The organism is Nonomuraea sp. PA05 (assembly GCF_008086045.1).
Classification (GTDB): domain Bacteria; phylum Actinomycetota; class Actinomycetes; order Streptosporangiales; family Streptosporangiaceae; genus Nonomuraea; species Nonomuraea monospora.
In genome coordinates this window covers 68,632-83,221 of record NZ_VSEY01000016.1, presented here as the reverse complement: position 1 = coordinate 83,221, position 14,590 = coordinate 68,632, and the positions used below count along the sequence as shown (strand labels likewise).

15 protein-coding genes are annotated in these 14,590 nt (G+C 70.6%); 12 read left to right on the top strand and 3 right to left on the bottom strand.

The features are described 5' to 3' along the window. Nucleotides 1-61: 61 nt before the first annotated feature. The 11 genes from FXF51_RS25035 to FXF51_RS24985 all read left to right on the top strand — a co-directional run bounded on the left by FXF51_RS25035 (nt 62) and on the right by FXF51_RS24985 (nt 10,983). The gene (locus tag FXF51_RS25035) at nt 62-1,207 is read left to right on the top strand and encodes a C40 family peptidase (RefSeq protein ID WP_262379815.1); all 1,146 of its coding nucleotides are present in this window, start codon (nt 62-64) and stop codon (nt 1,205-1,207) included. Nucleotides 1,208-1,276: 69 nt separating this feature from the next. Continuing rightward, nucleotides 1,277-1,798: a hypothetical protein gene (locus FXF51_RS25030; RefSeq protein ID WP_148437098.1), complete on the top strand. Its 522-nt coding sequence runs from the start codon at nt 1,277-1,279 to the stop codon at nt 1,796-1,798. Nucleotides 1,799-2,059: 261 nt separating this feature from the next. Next, nucleotides 2,060-3,853 (top strand): phosphoenolpyruvate carboxykinase (GTP), encoded by a 1,794-nt coding sequence (locus FXF51_RS25025; protein ID WP_148437097.1) that lies wholly within the window; start codon nt 2,060-2,062, stop codon nt 3,851-3,853. A 75-nt stretch (nt 3,854-3,928) separates the two neighbouring features. Beyond that, entirely contained in the window at nt 3,929-4,894 is a 966-nt protein-coding gene (locus FXF51_RS25020) for a TIGR04222 domain-containing membrane protein (protein ID WP_148437096.1), read from the top strand. Nucleotides 4,895-4,994: 100 nt separating this feature from the next. Beyond that, nucleotides 4,995-5,900: a TIGR04222 domain-containing membrane protein gene (locus FXF51_RS25015; RefSeq protein ID WP_148437095.1), complete on the top strand. Its 906-nt coding sequence runs from the start codon at nt 4,995-4,997 to the stop codon at nt 5,898-5,900. A 2-nt stretch (nt 5,901-5,902) separates the two neighbouring features. After that, on the top strand, nt 5,903-6,718 hold the full coding sequence (locus FXF51_RS25010) for a DUF692 family multinuclear iron-containing protein (RefSeq protein WP_148437094.1): 816 nt from the start codon (nt 5,903-5,905) through the stop codon (nt 6,716-6,718). Continuing rightward, the gene (locus FXF51_RS25005) at nt 6,715-7,164 is read left to right on the top strand and encodes a hypothetical protein (protein WP_222871445.1); all 450 of its coding nucleotides are present in this window, start codon (nt 6,715-6,717) and stop codon (nt 7,162-7,164) included. The genes FXF51_RS25010 and FXF51_RS25005 overlap by 4 nt, the downstream gene beginning before the upstream one ends. Nucleotides 7,165-7,189: 25 nt before the next feature. Then, on the top strand, nt 7,190-8,071 hold the full coding sequence (locus FXF51_RS25000) for a hypothetical protein (protein WP_148437093.1): 882 nt from the start codon (nt 7,190-7,192) through the stop codon (nt 8,069-8,071). A 67-nt stretch (nt 8,072-8,138) separates the two neighbouring features. Further along, a complete protein-coding gene (locus tag FXF51_RS24995; RefSeq protein ID WP_262379814.1) occupies nt 8,139-8,636 on the top strand; it encodes a hypothetical protein in 498 nt (165 codons plus the stop codon). Nucleotides 8,637-8,695: 59 nt separating this feature from the next. Continuing rightward, nucleotides 8,696-9,457 carry an isoprenyl transferase gene (locus FXF51_RS24990; RefSeq protein ID WP_148437091.1) on the top strand — a complete coding sequence of 254 codons (762 nt, stop codon included), beginning with the start codon at nt 8,696-8,698 and terminating at the stop codon, nt 9,455-9,457. Nucleotides 9,458-9,714: 257 nt separating this feature from the next. Then, the gene (locus FXF51_RS24985; RefSeq protein ID WP_148437238.1) at nt 9,715-10,983 is read left to right on the top strand and encodes a PhoH family protein; all 1,269 of its coding nucleotides are present in this window, start codon (nt 9,715-9,717) and stop codon (nt 10,981-10,983) included. 3 nt (nt 10,984-10,986) lie between these two features. On the opposite strand, the gene FXF51_RS24980 is transcribed toward FXF51_RS24985, so the two are convergent. Genes FXF51_RS24980 through FXF51_RS24970 form a run of 3 tightly spaced genes read right to left on the bottom strand, consistent with a single transcriptional unit; the run spans nt 10,987 to nt 13,570 of the window. Then, the gene (locus FXF51_RS24980; protein WP_148437090.1) at nt 10,987-11,475 is read right to left on the bottom strand and encodes a hypothetical protein; all 489 of its coding nucleotides are present in this window, start codon (nt 11,473-11,475) and stop codon (nt 10,987-10,989) included. Between the two features lie 8 nt (nt 11,476-11,483). Then, a complete protein-coding gene (locus FXF51_RS24975; protein WP_262379812.1) occupies nt 11,484-12,899 on the bottom strand; it encodes a sensor histidine kinase in 1,416 nt (471 codons plus the stop codon). Then, nucleotides 12,896-13,570, bottom strand: a complete 675-nt coding sequence (locus FXF51_RS24970; RefSeq protein WP_148437089.1) for a response regulator transcription factor — start codon at nt 13,568-13,570, stop codon at nt 12,896-12,898. Before FXF51_RS24970 ends, FXF51_RS24975 begins: the two co-directional genes overlap by 4 nt. 284 nt (nt 13,571-13,854) lie before the next feature. On the opposite strand from FXF51_RS24970, the gene FXF51_RS24965 reads away from it, so the two are divergent. Next, complete coding sequence (locus FXF51_RS24965) at nt 13,855-14,550, top strand: lytic transglycosylase domain-containing protein (protein WP_262379811.1); 696 nt, start codon at nt 13,855-13,857, stop codon at nt 14,548-14,550. The last annotated feature ends 40 nt before the right edge of the window (nt 14,551-14,590 follow it).

Genomic DNA, 14,590 nt, shown 5'->3' with positions numbered 1-14,590 from the left:
CAGTTTCTTAGTCAAGACCCGTAAACGGCGTAATACCTACAAACTGGTGCCGTTCATCGTCGTGACTCTGGTAGCGGTGCTGACCGCCGATGTGCTGTTACTGACGCAGCCGGAGGCCACTCTCGGGCCCGCCGAGGTCGTGCGGGCCACCCCCCGGCAGACACCCCTGGCGCAGAAGCGGCCCCTCCAGCAGCCGTCCGCCGGACCGGCCGCGACCACGCAGCCGGTGGCGCCGCTGAGCAAGCTGCACAAGCCCAACCTGTTCGTGCTCACGCGCACGCCGTTCACGAACGAGATGCTGCAGAAGGTCGCCAAGCTGTCCGGCGTGCGGGCGCTGGAGCTGGCCGACGCTGCCTCGGTCACGCTCGACGGCAAGCGCGTGCAGACGCTGGCCGTCAACCCCTCGACGTTCCGCTCGTACACCCCCAAGGTGACCGCCTCGTCCGACGCGCTGTGGCAGAACGTCGCGGCCGGCGACGTGGCGGTCTCGTTCGTGCTCGGCAGTGACGGCGGCCTGGCGCTGCACAGCCGGGTGTCGGCGGGCTCGGCCGGGCAACTGCGCATCGGCGCGTACGCCACCACCGGCTTCGGCGCCGTGGACGCCGTCGTGTCCAAGCAGACCGGCCGCTCGCTGGGGCTGCCCCACGACAACGCGCTCATCGTCAGCGCCCCGAAGGCCAACTCCGACAAGCTGCGCAAGAAGATCATCAAGGCGCTGGGCAAGGGCACCCAGGTGGCGATGGTCAACCCGGTGCTGCCGCAACCGCAGCAGAAGGTGACCCAGCAGAACTGGCCGGCGGGCTCGTTCATGACCGGCGACCAGCTCACGGTCGCGCTCAAGGCGGCCGTCTCCAAGCTGGGCCGCCCGTACGTGTGGGGCGCGGAAGGCCCCGAGACCTTCGACTGCTCCGGCCTCGTCCAGTGGGCCTACGGGCAGGCGGGAGTGCGGATGCCGCGGGTGACGCACCAGCAGTGGGTGACGGGGCCGCAGGTGCCGTACTCGCAGGCGCAGCCGGGTGACCTGCTCTTCTGGCGCAACGATCCGACGAACCCCGACTACATCTCGCACGTGGCGATCTACTGGGGCAACGGGAAGATGCTGCACGCGCCGCGCACCGGTGACGTGGTGAAGATCGCCCCGGTGAGCACCAGGAACCTGGCGGGCGTCGTCCGGGTGAGCCCCATCGCGGCGGCCAAGGTTCGCTGACCCTCTCCAGACCGACAGGTCCTTCTGCCTGCACGTGCTTTTCGGGCGCAAGAATGTAATGTTGATTACATGGCAACAGACGACGAGACCGCGCAGGTACGCGGCTGGTTCACCGGGCGGCTGCCCGAGGGATGGTTCACCGGCGCGCCCGAGATCTTCAGGGACCGCGAGGAGATCGCGGTCCTCGGCACGCTGCCCGACCCGCCCGCCGACACGCCCGAGGCCGAGCGGCAGGCGCTGATCGAGGGCCTGGCCCGGCGGTTCAGGGAGGAGACCCGCGAGCGGCGGATCGAGATCGCCAGGGAGGCCGAGCACCGGTTCCGGCAGAAGGTGTCGTGGGGCGTGGTGTGCGGCGGCGAGACTGTGATGTTCACCACACTGTCCGTGCCGGTGATGACGCGCCTGCGCCAGGCGGAGCGCCAGGTGCTCGACACGCTCGTGGCCGCCGGCGTGGCCAGGAGCCGCAGCGACGCGCTCGCCTGGTGCGTGCGCCTGGTCGGCAAGAACACCGACGAATGGCTGGGGGAGTTGCGCGACGCCTTGCGGCACGTCGACCGCGTTCGCTCCGCGGGGCCGGACGTCAATACCTGAGAGCGGCCAGCGGAAACGGCTCCGGGAAAGGACTAAACCACTTCGGGAATTGGTTTAGACCAGCGTAATTGGACTAAACCACTGGCCTCCGGAGGGGTGAGAAATTCCTCTTTTAAATCCTCTCGGCCTGGGTAGGCTCCCCCAATCGTCAGGGCCGCTGCCTGCGGCGACACACCCAGTCAATAGGTCTACGCCAATTGGCTTTCGGGGTGCTTCGTCGTTAATGATGACTGGGCCCTGAGAGAGTGGAGGAGTCAAGTCGTGTCCGTTTCCGTGGAAGTAGAAGCGCCCACCAGCAATCGTGAATTGGCCGCGTGGGTGAACGAGATCGCAGCCCTCACCCAGCCGGACCGTGTCGAATGGTGCGACGGGTCGGAGGAGGAGTGGACTCGGCTGACCAACCTCCTCGTGGAGCAGGGCACTCTCACCCGGCTGGCTGCCCGGCCCAACAGCTTCTACGCCAAGTCCGACCCCACCGACGTGGCCCGGGTCGAGGACCGCACCTTCATCTGCTCCGAGCGCCGCGAGGACGCCGGGCCCACCAACAACTGGATCGCGCCCGGCGAGATGCGCCAGACGTTCGGCGAGCTGTTCAAGGGCTGCATGCGCGGTCGCACCATGTACGTGGTGCCGTTCTGCATGGGGCCGCTGGGCGGCGAGATCTCCCAGCTCGGGGTGGAGATCACCGACTCGCCGTACGTCGCCGTCTCCATGCGCGTGATGACGCGCATGGGAGAGCGGGCGCTGCGGCTGATCGAGCAAAGGGGCGACTTCGTCAAGGCGGTCCACTCCGTCGGCGCCCCGCTGGAGCCCGGCCAGGCGGACGTGCCGTGGCCGTGCAGCTCCACCAAGTACATCAGCCACTTCCCCGAGACCCGCGAGATCTGGTCCTACGGCTCCGGCTACGGCGGCAACGCGCTGCTCGGCAAGAAGTGCTACGCGCTGCGCATCGCCAGCGTGATGGCCCGCGACGAGGGCTGGCTGGCCGAGCACATGCTGATTCTCAAGCTCACGCCGCCCTCCGGCGAGACCCGCTACATCGCCGCCGCCTTCCCCAGCGCGTGCGGCAAGACCAACCTCGCCATGCTCAAGCCCACGATCCCGGGCTGGAAGGTCGAGACGATCGGCGACGACATCGCCTGGATGCGGTTCGGCGAGGACGGCCGCCTCTACGCGATCAACCCGGAGGCCGGCTTCTTCGGCGTGGCCCCCGGCACCGGCCAGGTCACCAACGCCAACGCGATCAAGACGCTGTGGGGCAACAGCATCTTCACCAACGTCGCGCTCACCGACGACGGCGACGTGTGGTGGGAGGGCCTCACCGAGGAGCCACCGGCGCACCTGACCGACTGGAAGGGCCGCTCCTGGACGCCCGGCAGCGACGAGCCCGCCGCCCACCCGAACGCGCGCTTCACCACGCCAGCCGCGCAGTGCCCGACCATCGCACCCGAATGGCAGGACCCCAAGGGCGTGCCCATCTCAGCGATCTTGTTCGGCGGTCGCCGCGCCACCGCCGTGCCTCTGGTCACAGAGTCGCTGAGCTGGCAGCACGGCGTCTTCCTCGGAGCCAACGTCGCCTCCGAGAAGACCGCCGCCGCCGAGGGCAAGGTCGGCGAGCTGCGCCACGACCCGTTCGCCATGCTGCCGTTCTGCGGCTACAACATGGGCGACTACTTCGGCCACTGGCTGGACATCGGCCGCCGCGAGGGCGCCCGGCTGCCCAGGATCTACTACGTCAACTGGTTCAGGAAGAACGACGAGGGCAAGTTCGTCTGGCCCGGCTTCGGCGAGAACAGCCGCGTGCTCAAGTGGATCGTGGACCGGCTCAACGGCGAGGCCAAGGCCGTGCCCACGCCGATCGGCCTGCTGCCCGCCGACCTCGACACCCAGGGCCTCGACCTGTCCGACGACGACCTGCGCATGCTGCTGACCGTCGACCGTGAGGTCTGGCGCGAGGAGGCCGCGCTGATCCCGGGCCACTTCGACACGTTCGGCAGCCACCTGCCGAAGGAGCTGTGGGACGAGTACAACGCGCTGCTCGACCGCCTCGGCTGAGCGGAACTCCCTTGTGCGGTACGGCGCCGCCGTCTAACTTGGCCGGACGCCGTACCGCCGCTCGGGAGGGCCGCCTTGGATCTCGTCCTGCTCATCGCAGCCTTTGGAGTCTTCTTCCTGGTGAGCGCCGCTGAGCAGCGCGTCGAGCGGGTGCGCAGGCGGATCAGCGAGACCACGCCGAGCGGCACGGGGCACCAGCTCTCCCACTACGAGCTGGCCTATCTGTCCGGCGGCCCGCGACGGGCCGTCAACACGGCGCTGGCCGTCCTCGCGACGGCCGGCGCCGTCCGTGTGTCGCGCACCTCGCAGGTCACGCCGGTGCACGGGGCGCGGCCCTCGGCCGAGCCGATCGAGCAGGCCGTGCTCGACGCGCTGGCCGCCAGGCCTGGCGGCTGCCGGGCGGGCGAGCTGCGCCGGGCGCTGGAGCCGCATCCCGCGCTCCTGTCGCTGGCCGGAGGGCTCGAAGCGCGCGGGCTGATAGTGCGGGAGAACGCGTTCGTCATGGCCTGGCAGCGCCTGGACCGGGTCCGGCTGGCCGTGGCCGCCGCCGTGGGATACCTGGTGCTGCTGTTCGTGCTGGCCGCGACCGGTGTGGCGGGCAAGGAGAGCTACCTCGTCGGCGCGTTCCTGATCTCCGCCTTCGCCGTGTTCACCGGCCTGTCCGCGCTGCACCGGCAGAAGCGGCGGCTGCGCAACGTCGTCACCCGCGAGGGCCGCGACGTCCTGGTCTCCGCCCGCGCCTACCACCGCAGGGGCGTGCGCGACCACAGCACGCTGGTCACCGCCGTGGGCATCCCCGTCGCCCTGTACGGGCTGTCCGACCTCGGCGACCGGACCCTCTGCGACGGCCTGTCGGCGGGCGACCCGAACGGGGACTGCGCGGGCTCCTGCGGCTCGCACGCAGGCGACGGGACGACGTTCGGCGACTCCTACGGCGGCTCCGACTTCGGCGGCGGCTCGTCGAGCTGTGGTGGTTCGAGTGGCGGAGGGTCCAGTTGTGGCGGCGGGTCGAGCTGCGGGGGCGGATCCAGCGGGAGCTAAACGAGCAAAACCGGCGCCGGCGCGGGCCCGGCCTCTACCGTGCGAACAAGTGTCTCTTTCCGGCACGCAGGCTGATCGGCCGCACGAGGGGAGGCCGCACATGGACCTGTTCCTGCTCATCGTTTCGGTGGTCGTCGCGGCTTACGCCGCCGTCACCACCTCGGCGATCCAACGGGCGCACATCGCGATCCGCGACAGCGCCACCGGTACGCGCTACCGGGATCTCGATCACTACGAACTGGCCTATCTGGTCGGCGGGCCGCGACGGGTCGCCGACACCGCCATCGCCGTCCTCGCCGCCCGGAGCGACATCCGCGTCTCACGCGGCGGCCAGGTGCACAAAGTCGCCACCAGCACGCTCGCGGACAAGCCCATCGAGCAGAGCGTGCTCGGCCGGGTGGCCGAGCACTCGGGCCTGCCGGTGGCGTCGCTCAGGGCCGAGGTCATGCGGAGCCTCACGATGCAGCGGATGGGGGAGCACCTCACGGCAGAGGGGCTGCTGCTGCCGGACAGCGAGTTCGTCCAGGTCCGAAGGCTGAGCCTGCGGCTGCGGGTGCTGTCCGTGCCGGCGTACGCGGGCTTCGCGATCGAGGGGCTGACCCTCGCCCTGACCCCGAGCCTGCACGCCCTGCTCGCCACGCTGGTCTTCCTCGGCACGGTGATCGGCGCGGAGGTGGTGCTCGCCGGCCATCGGGGCGGCCTGCGGGCGAAGCTGACGCCGTCCGGCAGGCAGGCCCTGGACGCGGCCAGGCAGGCCAGGAGCCGGGGCTCGGGAGGGCCCGTCCCGCTCGCGCTCTACGGTGTGAGTGAGGTGCGCGACTCCGGCCTGCGTGCCGAGCTCGCCAGGCAGAAGAGCTCGCGCGTGCGGTCCGGCAGGACCTCGTACGGTGTGGGATCGGGCTCCTGCGGCGGCGGAGCGTACGGCGGCTCGGGCTGTGGAAGCGGATCGTCGAGCTGCGGCGGGAGCAGCGGCTGCGGCGGCGGTGGCTGCGGAGGAGGAAGCTGACCATGGCAGGGCTGGGAGTGGGCATCGGCTGGCGGTCCGAGCTGGACCTGACCATCGAGCGCATGGCGGGCGTCGACTTCCTCGAAGTGGTCGCCGAGAACATCAGGCCCGCCCACCTGCCCGAGTCCCTGCGCGTGCTGCGGTCCAGGGGCCTGCCGGTCATCCCGCACGGGGTGTCGCTCGGGGTCGGCGGCGCCGAGCCGCCCTCCCCGGCCCGGCTGGCCCACCTGGCCGCGTGCGCGCAGGCACTGGACGCGCCGCTGGTCAGCGAGCATCTGGCGTTCGTACGCGGCGGCGGCGTGGAGGCCGGGCACCTGCTGCCCGTGCCCCGCACCCGCGAGTCGCTCAAGGTCGTCGTCGAGAACGTGCGGCAGGCCCAGGACGCGCTGCCCGTGCCGCTGGCCCTGGAGAACGTGGCGGCCCTCTTCGGCTGGCCGGAGGACGAGCTGACCGAGGCGCAGTTCCTGGCCGAGCTGGTGGCGGCCACCGGGGTGGGGCTGCTGATCGACGTGGCCAACCTGTACACCAACCAGTTCAACCTCGGGCTGCCGGCGGTGGCGGCGCTGGACACGCTGCCGCTGGAGCACCTGGCCTACGTGCACGTGGCCGGCGGCTACGAGCACGACGGCATCTGGCACGACACGCACACCAAGGAGGCGCCCCAGGTCGTGCTCGACCTGCTCACCGAGCTGTGCTCCCGGGTCAGCCCGCCCGGGGTGCTGCTGGAGTGGGACGACGAGTACCCGAGCGACGCCGTGCTGGCGAACGAGCTGTCCAGGATCAGGGCCGCGATGGCGATGGCCGGAGAGGACGGATGAGCCCGGGGGAGGCGCGGCGGCCGGCCGGCGCACAGGGGCCGCCGGCGCAGCCGCCGCAGCCCCCGCGAGCCGCGCACGCCCCGGAGGCCGAGGGCGAGGAGCGGCGCGGGCGGCTGGCCGAGGCGCAGGGCCGGGTCGTGGCGGCTCTGGTCGCGGGGGCGGAGGTGCCGGAGGGCTTCGACCCGGCCCGGATGCGCGCCCAGGCCGCGAGCCTCCTGTCCAAGCGCCGCGCCATCGTGGCCAGGATCCGCCCGGACACCGCGATGGCCGCGGGCCCCGACCTGGCCGCCGAGTTCGCCGCGTACGCCGCCGCCCGCCCCGCACCCCCGCAGAACTACCGCACGGACGCCGACGACTTCGCCGCCTGGCTGCGCGAGCGCGGCCGGATGCCCGAGGATCAGGCCCCGAGGCGCCGCTGGTGGTCCCGCCTCCCTGGCATACGATGATCGCAGCAAGCGCTTGGGAGGCGGCATGCGGATCGTCAACATGGGTGAATGGCCCCTGGGCCAGGAGGACGAGCAGCGGCACGAGCCCGGCGGCGAGCCGCTGTGGAACGAGTCCTGGTACTTCGACTTCGTCTCCGAGGACGGCCGGACGGGCGGCTACGTCCGTCTCGGCCTCTACCCCGGCTGGAACCGCGCCTGGTACTGGGCCTGCCTGGTCACCGCCGACGGCCACCGGGCCGCGGTGCTCGACCACGAGGCGGCGCTGCCCGGTCAGGACCTCGCGGTGGCGGGCCCCGGCTACACGGCCGGTCACAGCACCATCGACCCCTTCGAGCGCGCGCGGATCCACCTGAGCTCCGCGGAGCTCACCATGGACCTGGAGTTCCGCTCGGCGGCCGGCGTCTACGGCTACGCGATCACCCCGCGCTACGAGATCCCCTGCGAGGTCACCGGCACGGTGAACGGGGTGTCCTTCCAGGGCCACGGAGAGCGTGACCACAGCTGGGGCGTGCGCGACTGGTGGTCGATCTCGTGGTTGTGGAGCAGCGCCCGCCTGGAGGACGGCACGTACCTGCACGGCATGCGCGCCAACCTGGGCATGGAGCTGCCCTGGCCGGCGTTCCTGGCGGGCAAGGGGGACCTGGCGCACGTCGAGGGCTTCCTGGCGGCCACCGCCTTCGACGGGGACCGGCCGGTGGAGAGCGTGCTGCACTTCCCCGGCTGCGCCACGACCGTGCGCCCGATCGCGTTCGCCCCGGTGACGCTGACCTCGCCCGAGGGCGCGGTGGCCGAGTTCCCGAGGGCGTTGTGCGCGTACGAGACGGAGGACGGGCGCACCGGCCACGGCTGGACGGAGTGGCACCAGCCGCCGGGCTGGCGGGAGCACGCCTGGGGGCCGGGGGTTTAGCGGCGATAAGGCGGGATACGGGAGGGTCGTGGGAGGTCTACGCTGCGTCGATGGGTCGTATCTGACCGTGACGCCTGTCGCGTGCACGGACAGCGTCGGCGCGCCGTACGAGATCACCTTGGAGCTGCACCGCGACGGCGCCCCGTACGGCAGCGTCGGGGAGCGCTGCGGGCACCTGCTGGCGCGCCTGGCGCGCGGGGTCGACGAGGCCCGCCGGGGCTCCCGGCGCTGGGCCGACCCCGACGACCGCTTCCCCTGCGACGAGCCGGACAGCGAGCTGTTCTCCTTCCGCTACCGCACCAGGGCGGGGCTGGGCGGCGGTGAGCTGCGCTGTCAGCTCCGCACCATCCCCGTGTGGCAGCCGGGCCCCGGCGAGTGGCGGCTGACCAGGAGGGCCTACGTGGAGGCCTGGGGCGCCACGGGCGTGGGCATGCGGGCGGTGCTGACCTCGGCGGAGCTGTCGGTGTTCGTCCGGCAGCTCGTGGATGAGGCGGAAGGGTGTCTGAAAGGTAGAGACTCGGCGCAGAAACAGTGTAGAGGGAGCGGGCACGGCGATTCCCGGTGATAATTGCCTGTTGGGGCAAAACGACCAATGGGGCATAAGCACCGCTGGGGAGGCACTCCGTGGGCCTGCGCGATCTGGTCTACCGGCTGTACGAACACCGGCTGGAGGCCAAGCTGTCGAAGGACGGCGTCCCCCGGCATGTCGGGGTCATCATCGACGGCAACCGCCGCTGGGCGCGTGCCATGGGCATCCGCGACGTGTCCACGGGCCACCGCAAGGGCGCGGACAAGATCTCCGAGCTGCTCGGCTGGTGCCGTGAGACCGGCGTCGAGGTGGTCACGGTGTGGATGTTGTCCAACGACAACCTCAACCGGCCGCGCGAGGAGCTGGAGCCGCTGCTGCGCATCATCGAGGACGTGACGCGGGAGCTGGTGGCCGAGGGATGGCGGATCAGCCCGGTCGGCGCGCTCGATCTGCTACCCGACCGCACGGCTAATGTCCTAAAGAATGCAAAAGAAGCGTCATCACACCGTCCGGGCCTGATTGTGAACGTTGCAGTTGGGTATGGAGGAAGACGTGAGATTGCCGATGCGGTGCGCTCACTGCTCCAGGAGCACGCGAGCAGGGGAGCGAGCATCGAGGACCTCGTCGAGGTGCTCGATGTCGAGCACATCGCGGAGCATCTCTACACTCGCGGCCAGCCCGATCCGGACCTCCTCATCCGGACCTCGGGCGAGCAGCGCTTGTCCGGTTTCATGCTCTGGCAGAGTGCTCACTCCGAGTTCTACTTCCACGAGGCGTACTGGCCGGACTTCCGCAGGGTGGACTTCCTGCGGGCGTTGCGTGATTACGCTGCGAGACACCGGCGTTACGGTTCCTGACGCGACATTCGGGTATCCAGGACGTAACGTTGGAAGTGTCCGATCACAGGTCGGACATTTCGGAGAGGGCCCGCCTTTGCACCAAATCTGCCGAGGGGGGCCGGACTCCGGCGCCGACGGCACGACGCGGTCGGGGACGCGGGTCCGGTCCGATTCCCACCTCGTCTGCAGGGTGCCCGCACCAAGGGGCACCCGGGGGAGAACGTGTGGCAGTGTCCTCGAGCAACCCTACTCACCAGTCGGCCAAGCGCACGTACGTGCTGGACACCTCGGTCCTGCTGGCCGACCCGGCGGCGATGACCCGGTTCGCCGAGCACGACGTGGTCCTTCCCATCGTGGTCATCACGGAGCTGGAAGGAAAGCGGCACCATCCGGAGCTCGGCTACTTCGCCCGTAAGGCTCTGCGCTACCTGGACGACCTACGCGTCCAGTACGGCAGGCTGGACGAGGCGATGCCGACGGGGGACGGCACGATCAGGGTAGAGCTCAACCACAGTGATCCGTCCATCCTGCCCGTGGGCTTCCGCCTGGGCGACAACGACACGCGCATCCTGACGGTGGCCCGCTCGCTGGCCAGCGAGGGCTGCGACGTCGTCCTTGTCTCCAAGGACCTGCCGATGCGGGTCAAGGCCGCCTCGATCGGTCTGGCGGCCGAGGAGTACCGCGCCGAGCTGGTGCACGAGTCGGGCTGGACAGGGATGGCCGAGGTCCAGGTGACCACGGAGGACGTCGAGACGCTCTTCGACAAGGGCACCGTCGACCTGGAGGAGGCCAGAGACCTGCCGACGCACACGGGCCTGCGGCTGCTGTCGGCCAAGGGCTCCGCGCTCGGCCGGGTGCAGCCCGACAAGTCGGTGCGCCTGGTGCGCGGCGACCGCGAGATCTTCGGCCTGCACGGCCGCTCCGCGGAGCAGCGCATCGCGCTCGACCTGCTGATGGACCCGGAGATCGGCATCGTCTCGCTCGGCGGCCGGGCCGGCACGGGCAAGTCGGCGCTGGCGCTCTGCGCGGGCCTGGAGGCCGTCCTGGAGCGCCGCCAGCACCGCAAGGTGATCGTCTTCCGCCCGATCTACGCCGTCGGCGGCCAGGAGCTCGGCTACCTGCCCGGCTCCGAAGGCGAGAAGATGGGCCCGTGGGCCCAGGCGGTCTTCGACACGCTCGGCGCGGTCACCTCGCCCGAGGTGATCGAGGAGGTGCTCGACCGGGGCATGCTGGAGGTGCTCCCGCTGACGCACATCCGCGGCCGTTCACTGCACGACGCGTTCGTGATCGTGGACGAGGCCCAGTCGCTGGAACGCGGCGTGCTGCTGACGGTGCTGAGCCGGATCGGCGCCAACTCGCGGGTCGTGCTCACCCACGACGTGGCCCAGCGCGACAACCTGCGCGTCGGCAGGCACGACGGCGTGGTCGCGGTGGTGGAGAAGCTGAAGGGGCACCCCCTGTTCGCCCACGTCACGCTCACCAGGTCCGAGCGTTCTCCGATCGCCGCGCTGGTGACGGAGATGCTGGAGGACATCACCATGTGACGCTCACTTGAGCTCACCGCACGTGTGCCGCCCCTCGTCCACCGAGGGGCGGCCCTCGTTCTCCCGGACGATCTTCACCACCTCGAACGCCGCGTCCTGCTGCGCCGTGCAGACGATCTGCGCCTTGCCGAGCTTGGTCAGCGTTCCGTCGCCGCTGATGTAGACGGTCAGCGTCGAGGTGCGGGGGAGCTGGATCTCGTCCCGCTGCGGCGGGTTGATCGAGTTCCTGGTCCGCAGGTACGTGAACCCGCGCAGCGCGGTGTCCCGGTCGCCGAGCGGCTTGGACGAGGCGTCGAACAGCGCGCCCAGCACGCTGTCCACGGTGTCGTCCTCGACGTCGGCCGGCTCCCGCGTCAGCTTGCCGTCCCTGACCAGGTAGATCGTCTTGGTGGGCGGCGGGATCCTGACGGTGGGGGCCTCGCCCCTGTCCTGCACGTCGGTGGGCGAGATGCCGCAGGACGTGAGGGCCAGCAGGAGGGCGGCGGCGCTCATGAGGGTCTTCATACGTGGGGCAGCCAGACCGTGAAGAGGGTGCCGGGCTCCTGGGTGCGCACGGAGATCGTGCCCCCGTGGAGCTGGACGTTGGCGCGGGCGATGGCCAGGCCCAGGCCGCTGCCCGTGCTGCGGGCCCGTCCGGCGCCGGCCTTGAAGAAGCGGTCGAAGACGTGCGGGAGCGCCTCGCGCGGGATGCCCTTGCCGTGGTCGCGCACCTTCACCTCCAGGCCGTTCTCCGTGGTCCTGGCGGCCACCACGACCGGCGGCAGGCCGTGCTTGAGCGCGTTGCCGACCAGGTTGGCCACGATGACGTCGAACCGGCTGGGGTCGAGGTTGGCGGTCAGGCCCTGGGAGGCGGTCACCGTCACGCGGTCGCTCCAGCCGCGCACCTCCAGGCAGTCCTGGATGGAGTCGGCGACGTTGACCGGCTCCAGGTTGAGCGTGGCGGTGCCCGCGTCGAAGCGGCTGATCTCGATGAGGTGCTCGACCAGCTCGCGCAGCCGCTCGATCTCCTTGAGCACCAGCCGCACGGCCTGCGCGGGCGCCTCGGGCAGGTGGTCGGCCTCGTCGGAGAGCATGTCGGCCACAGCCGTCATGGCGGTCAGCGGCGTGCGCAGCTCGTGCGAGACGTCGGCCACGAACCTGCGGGACATGGCCTCCAGGGAGCGCAGCTCCGACACGCTCAGCTCCAGGGCCGCCGCGGCGTCGTTGAAGCGGGCGGTGAGCCCCGCCAGCTCGTCCTGGCCGTGCACGGGCAGGCGGGTGTCCAGCCTGCCCTGGCCGAGCGCCTGGGCGGCGGCGCTCAGCCTGCGCACCGGCAGCAGCACCTGCCGGGCCGACAGCAGGGCCACGACCAGGGCGATCAGCACGATGACCAGGCCGGTCTGGGCCAGGGTGGTCCGGAGCGTGTCGAGCTGGCGCTCGTCGTCGCGCATCGGGAAGAAGACGAACGCCTGCAGCCCGGTCGCCTCGGGCCCGGCGGAGCCCTCGCGGTAGACCTCCGCGCCGACGATGAGGTACAGCTCGCCGTCGATGATCTTGCGTTGGGTGACGAGGCTCTGCTTGGCCCTGCCGTGCAGCTCGTTGGGCACGTCGCTGAGCGACATGGGGCCCTCGGAGGCGACGACGGTGCCGTACTCGACCAGCGCGCTGCGGCCCGGCCCCGCCAGCGCGTGGGCCACCCGCTCCAGCTCCCTGGAGGAGGGCGCGGCCTCGCCAGGCCGCAGCTTGCCGATCGGGAAGCCGATGCTGCCGAGCTCCCTGGTCACGATCTCCATGGAGGTCGTCTCGGTCCTGGTGATGAGCGCGGTCTTGGCCAGCTCGTACCCGATGGTGGCGACCAGCAGGGACGCGGTGACGGCGACGAGGGTGAAGGTGATGACCAGGCGGCCGCGCAGCCCCAGGGGACGGGGGATGATCACGGGGGGCTGAACCGGTAGCCGAAGCCGCGCACGGTGTGGATGAAGACGGGCTCGGCCGGCCGGGGCTCGATCTTGGCGCGGATGCGCTGCACGCAGGCGTCCACGAGCCGGGAGTCGGCGATGTGCGTGTGGTCCCAGACGGCGCGCAGCAGGTAGCGGCGGTTGAGCACCTGGCCGGGGTGCCTGACGAGCTCCAGCAGCAGCCGCAGCTCCGTCGGGGTCAGGTGGATCTCCTTGCCGGCCAGCGTGACCTTGAGCGCGCCCCGGTCGATCACGAGGTCGCCGAACGTGATGCGGTCGGAGGAGGCGGACTCGGCGCGGCGCAGCACGGCGCGGATGCGGGCGTCCAGGACGCGCGGCTCGACCGGCTTGACCACGTAGTCGTCGGCGCCCGCCTCCAGCCCGACCACGATGTCCAGGTCGTCGCCGCGCGCGGTGAGCAGGATGACGGGGAGCTGGTCGAGCTTGCGCACGCGGCGGCACACCTCGATGCCGTCGATGCCGGGGAGCATCACGTCGAGGATGGCGATCTCCGGCCGGCGGGCCCGGATGTGGTCGAGGGCCTCCTCACCCGTCGCGTACGACGTGACGGAGTGCCCCTGCCGGGTCAACGCCAGCTCCAGAGCCGTGCGGACGGAGGGGTCGTCTTCTACGAGGAGGATGCCAGCCACGCGCACATTATTATTCCATGTCTCGAATACCCGGTATGTGTCTCCAAACTGTGACATGCCGCAGATGAGATCTGGAAGATGGCCCGGGACCCTGGAATCGGCTTCCCTTCGGTGACGGGCGCCTGAAGGGGAGCCCTCCTCAATGTGACCAATGTCACAATTTTTCGGAAACGCGGGGCTAACCTGGTGCTTGGTGAAATTTACGCCAAGCGATTCCCGCGTTTCGGTTGCGGACCACCCCCCAGGACAGGGCAAGCTCATGCATCGTGAGCCCCGGTCCGCAGTTGAGTGAGCGCCCCCCGAAGGAAGATCTCCCCTCGGCGCGCCGGCCTTCGCGCTTCACTCCCAAGCGCATCATCGTCACCGCGCTGTCGCTGGTGATCGTCTTCGGTGGCGGCGGCTTCGTCGCCTACCGCGCCGTCCAGAACGCCAACGAGCCGAAGCAGCCGGCGTTCGGGCTGGACGACCTCGGCAAGCTCGCCAGCGGCGACCTCTACGCCCCCGACCCCGAGGCCGACCTGCTCAAGGCCGAGGCCGAGCAGGCCGCCCGCGCCGACAAGCTCAAGAAGGACCGCTCGGGCGCGGCGGGCAAGGGCCTCGACTGGGTCGTGCCCAAGAAGGCCCCCGGCGGCGACGGCTTCCCCGCCATGAACTTCCCGCCGGGCAGCGACCCCTCGCCCGGCAGCAACAAGGCCACCGCCAAGGCGATGCTGGCCTCGTTCGGCTTCGGCGCCGACCAGTGGGGCTGCCTGGAGAGCCTCTGGCACAAGGAGAGCGGCTGGAACGAGCGGGCCATGAACCGCTACTCCGGCGCGTACGGCATCCCGCAGTCGCTGCCCGGCAGCAAGATGGCCAGCGCGGGCGCCGACTGGCAGACCAACGCCGCCACCCAGATCAAGTGGGGCCTGGGCTACATCAAGGGCCGCTACGGCACTCCCTGCTCCGCCTGGGGCCACTCGCAGCGCGTCGGCTGGTACTGAGCCGCTCGCAGTCCGTCGGCTGGTCTTAAGTCCTGAGTTC

Coding starts and splice junctions, on each gene's coding strand:
- FXF51_RS25030 (WP_148437098.1), top strand. CDS start 1,277: ATGGCAACAGACGACGAGACCGCGCAGGTACGCGGCTGGTTCACCGGG.
- FXF51_RS24980 (WP_148437090.1), bottom strand. CDS start 11,475: ATGAGCGCCGCCGCCCTCCTGCTGGCCCTCACGTCCTGCGGCATCTCG.
- FXF51_RS25010 (WP_148437094.1), top strand. CDS start 5,903: ATGGCAGGGCTGGGAGTGGGCATCGGCTGGCGGTCCGAGCTGGACCTG.
- FXF51_RS25015 (WP_148437095.1), top strand. CDS start 4,995: ATGGACCTGTTCCTGCTCATCGTTTCGGTGGTCGTCGCGGCTTACGCC.
- FXF51_RS25000 (WP_148437093.1), top strand. CDS start 7,190: ATGCGGATCGTCAACATGGGTGAATGGCCCCTGGGCCAGGAGGACGAG.
- FXF51_RS25005 (WP_222871445.1), top strand. CDS start 6,715: ATGAGCCCGGGGGAGGCGCGGCGGCCGGCCGGCGCACAGGGGCCGCCG.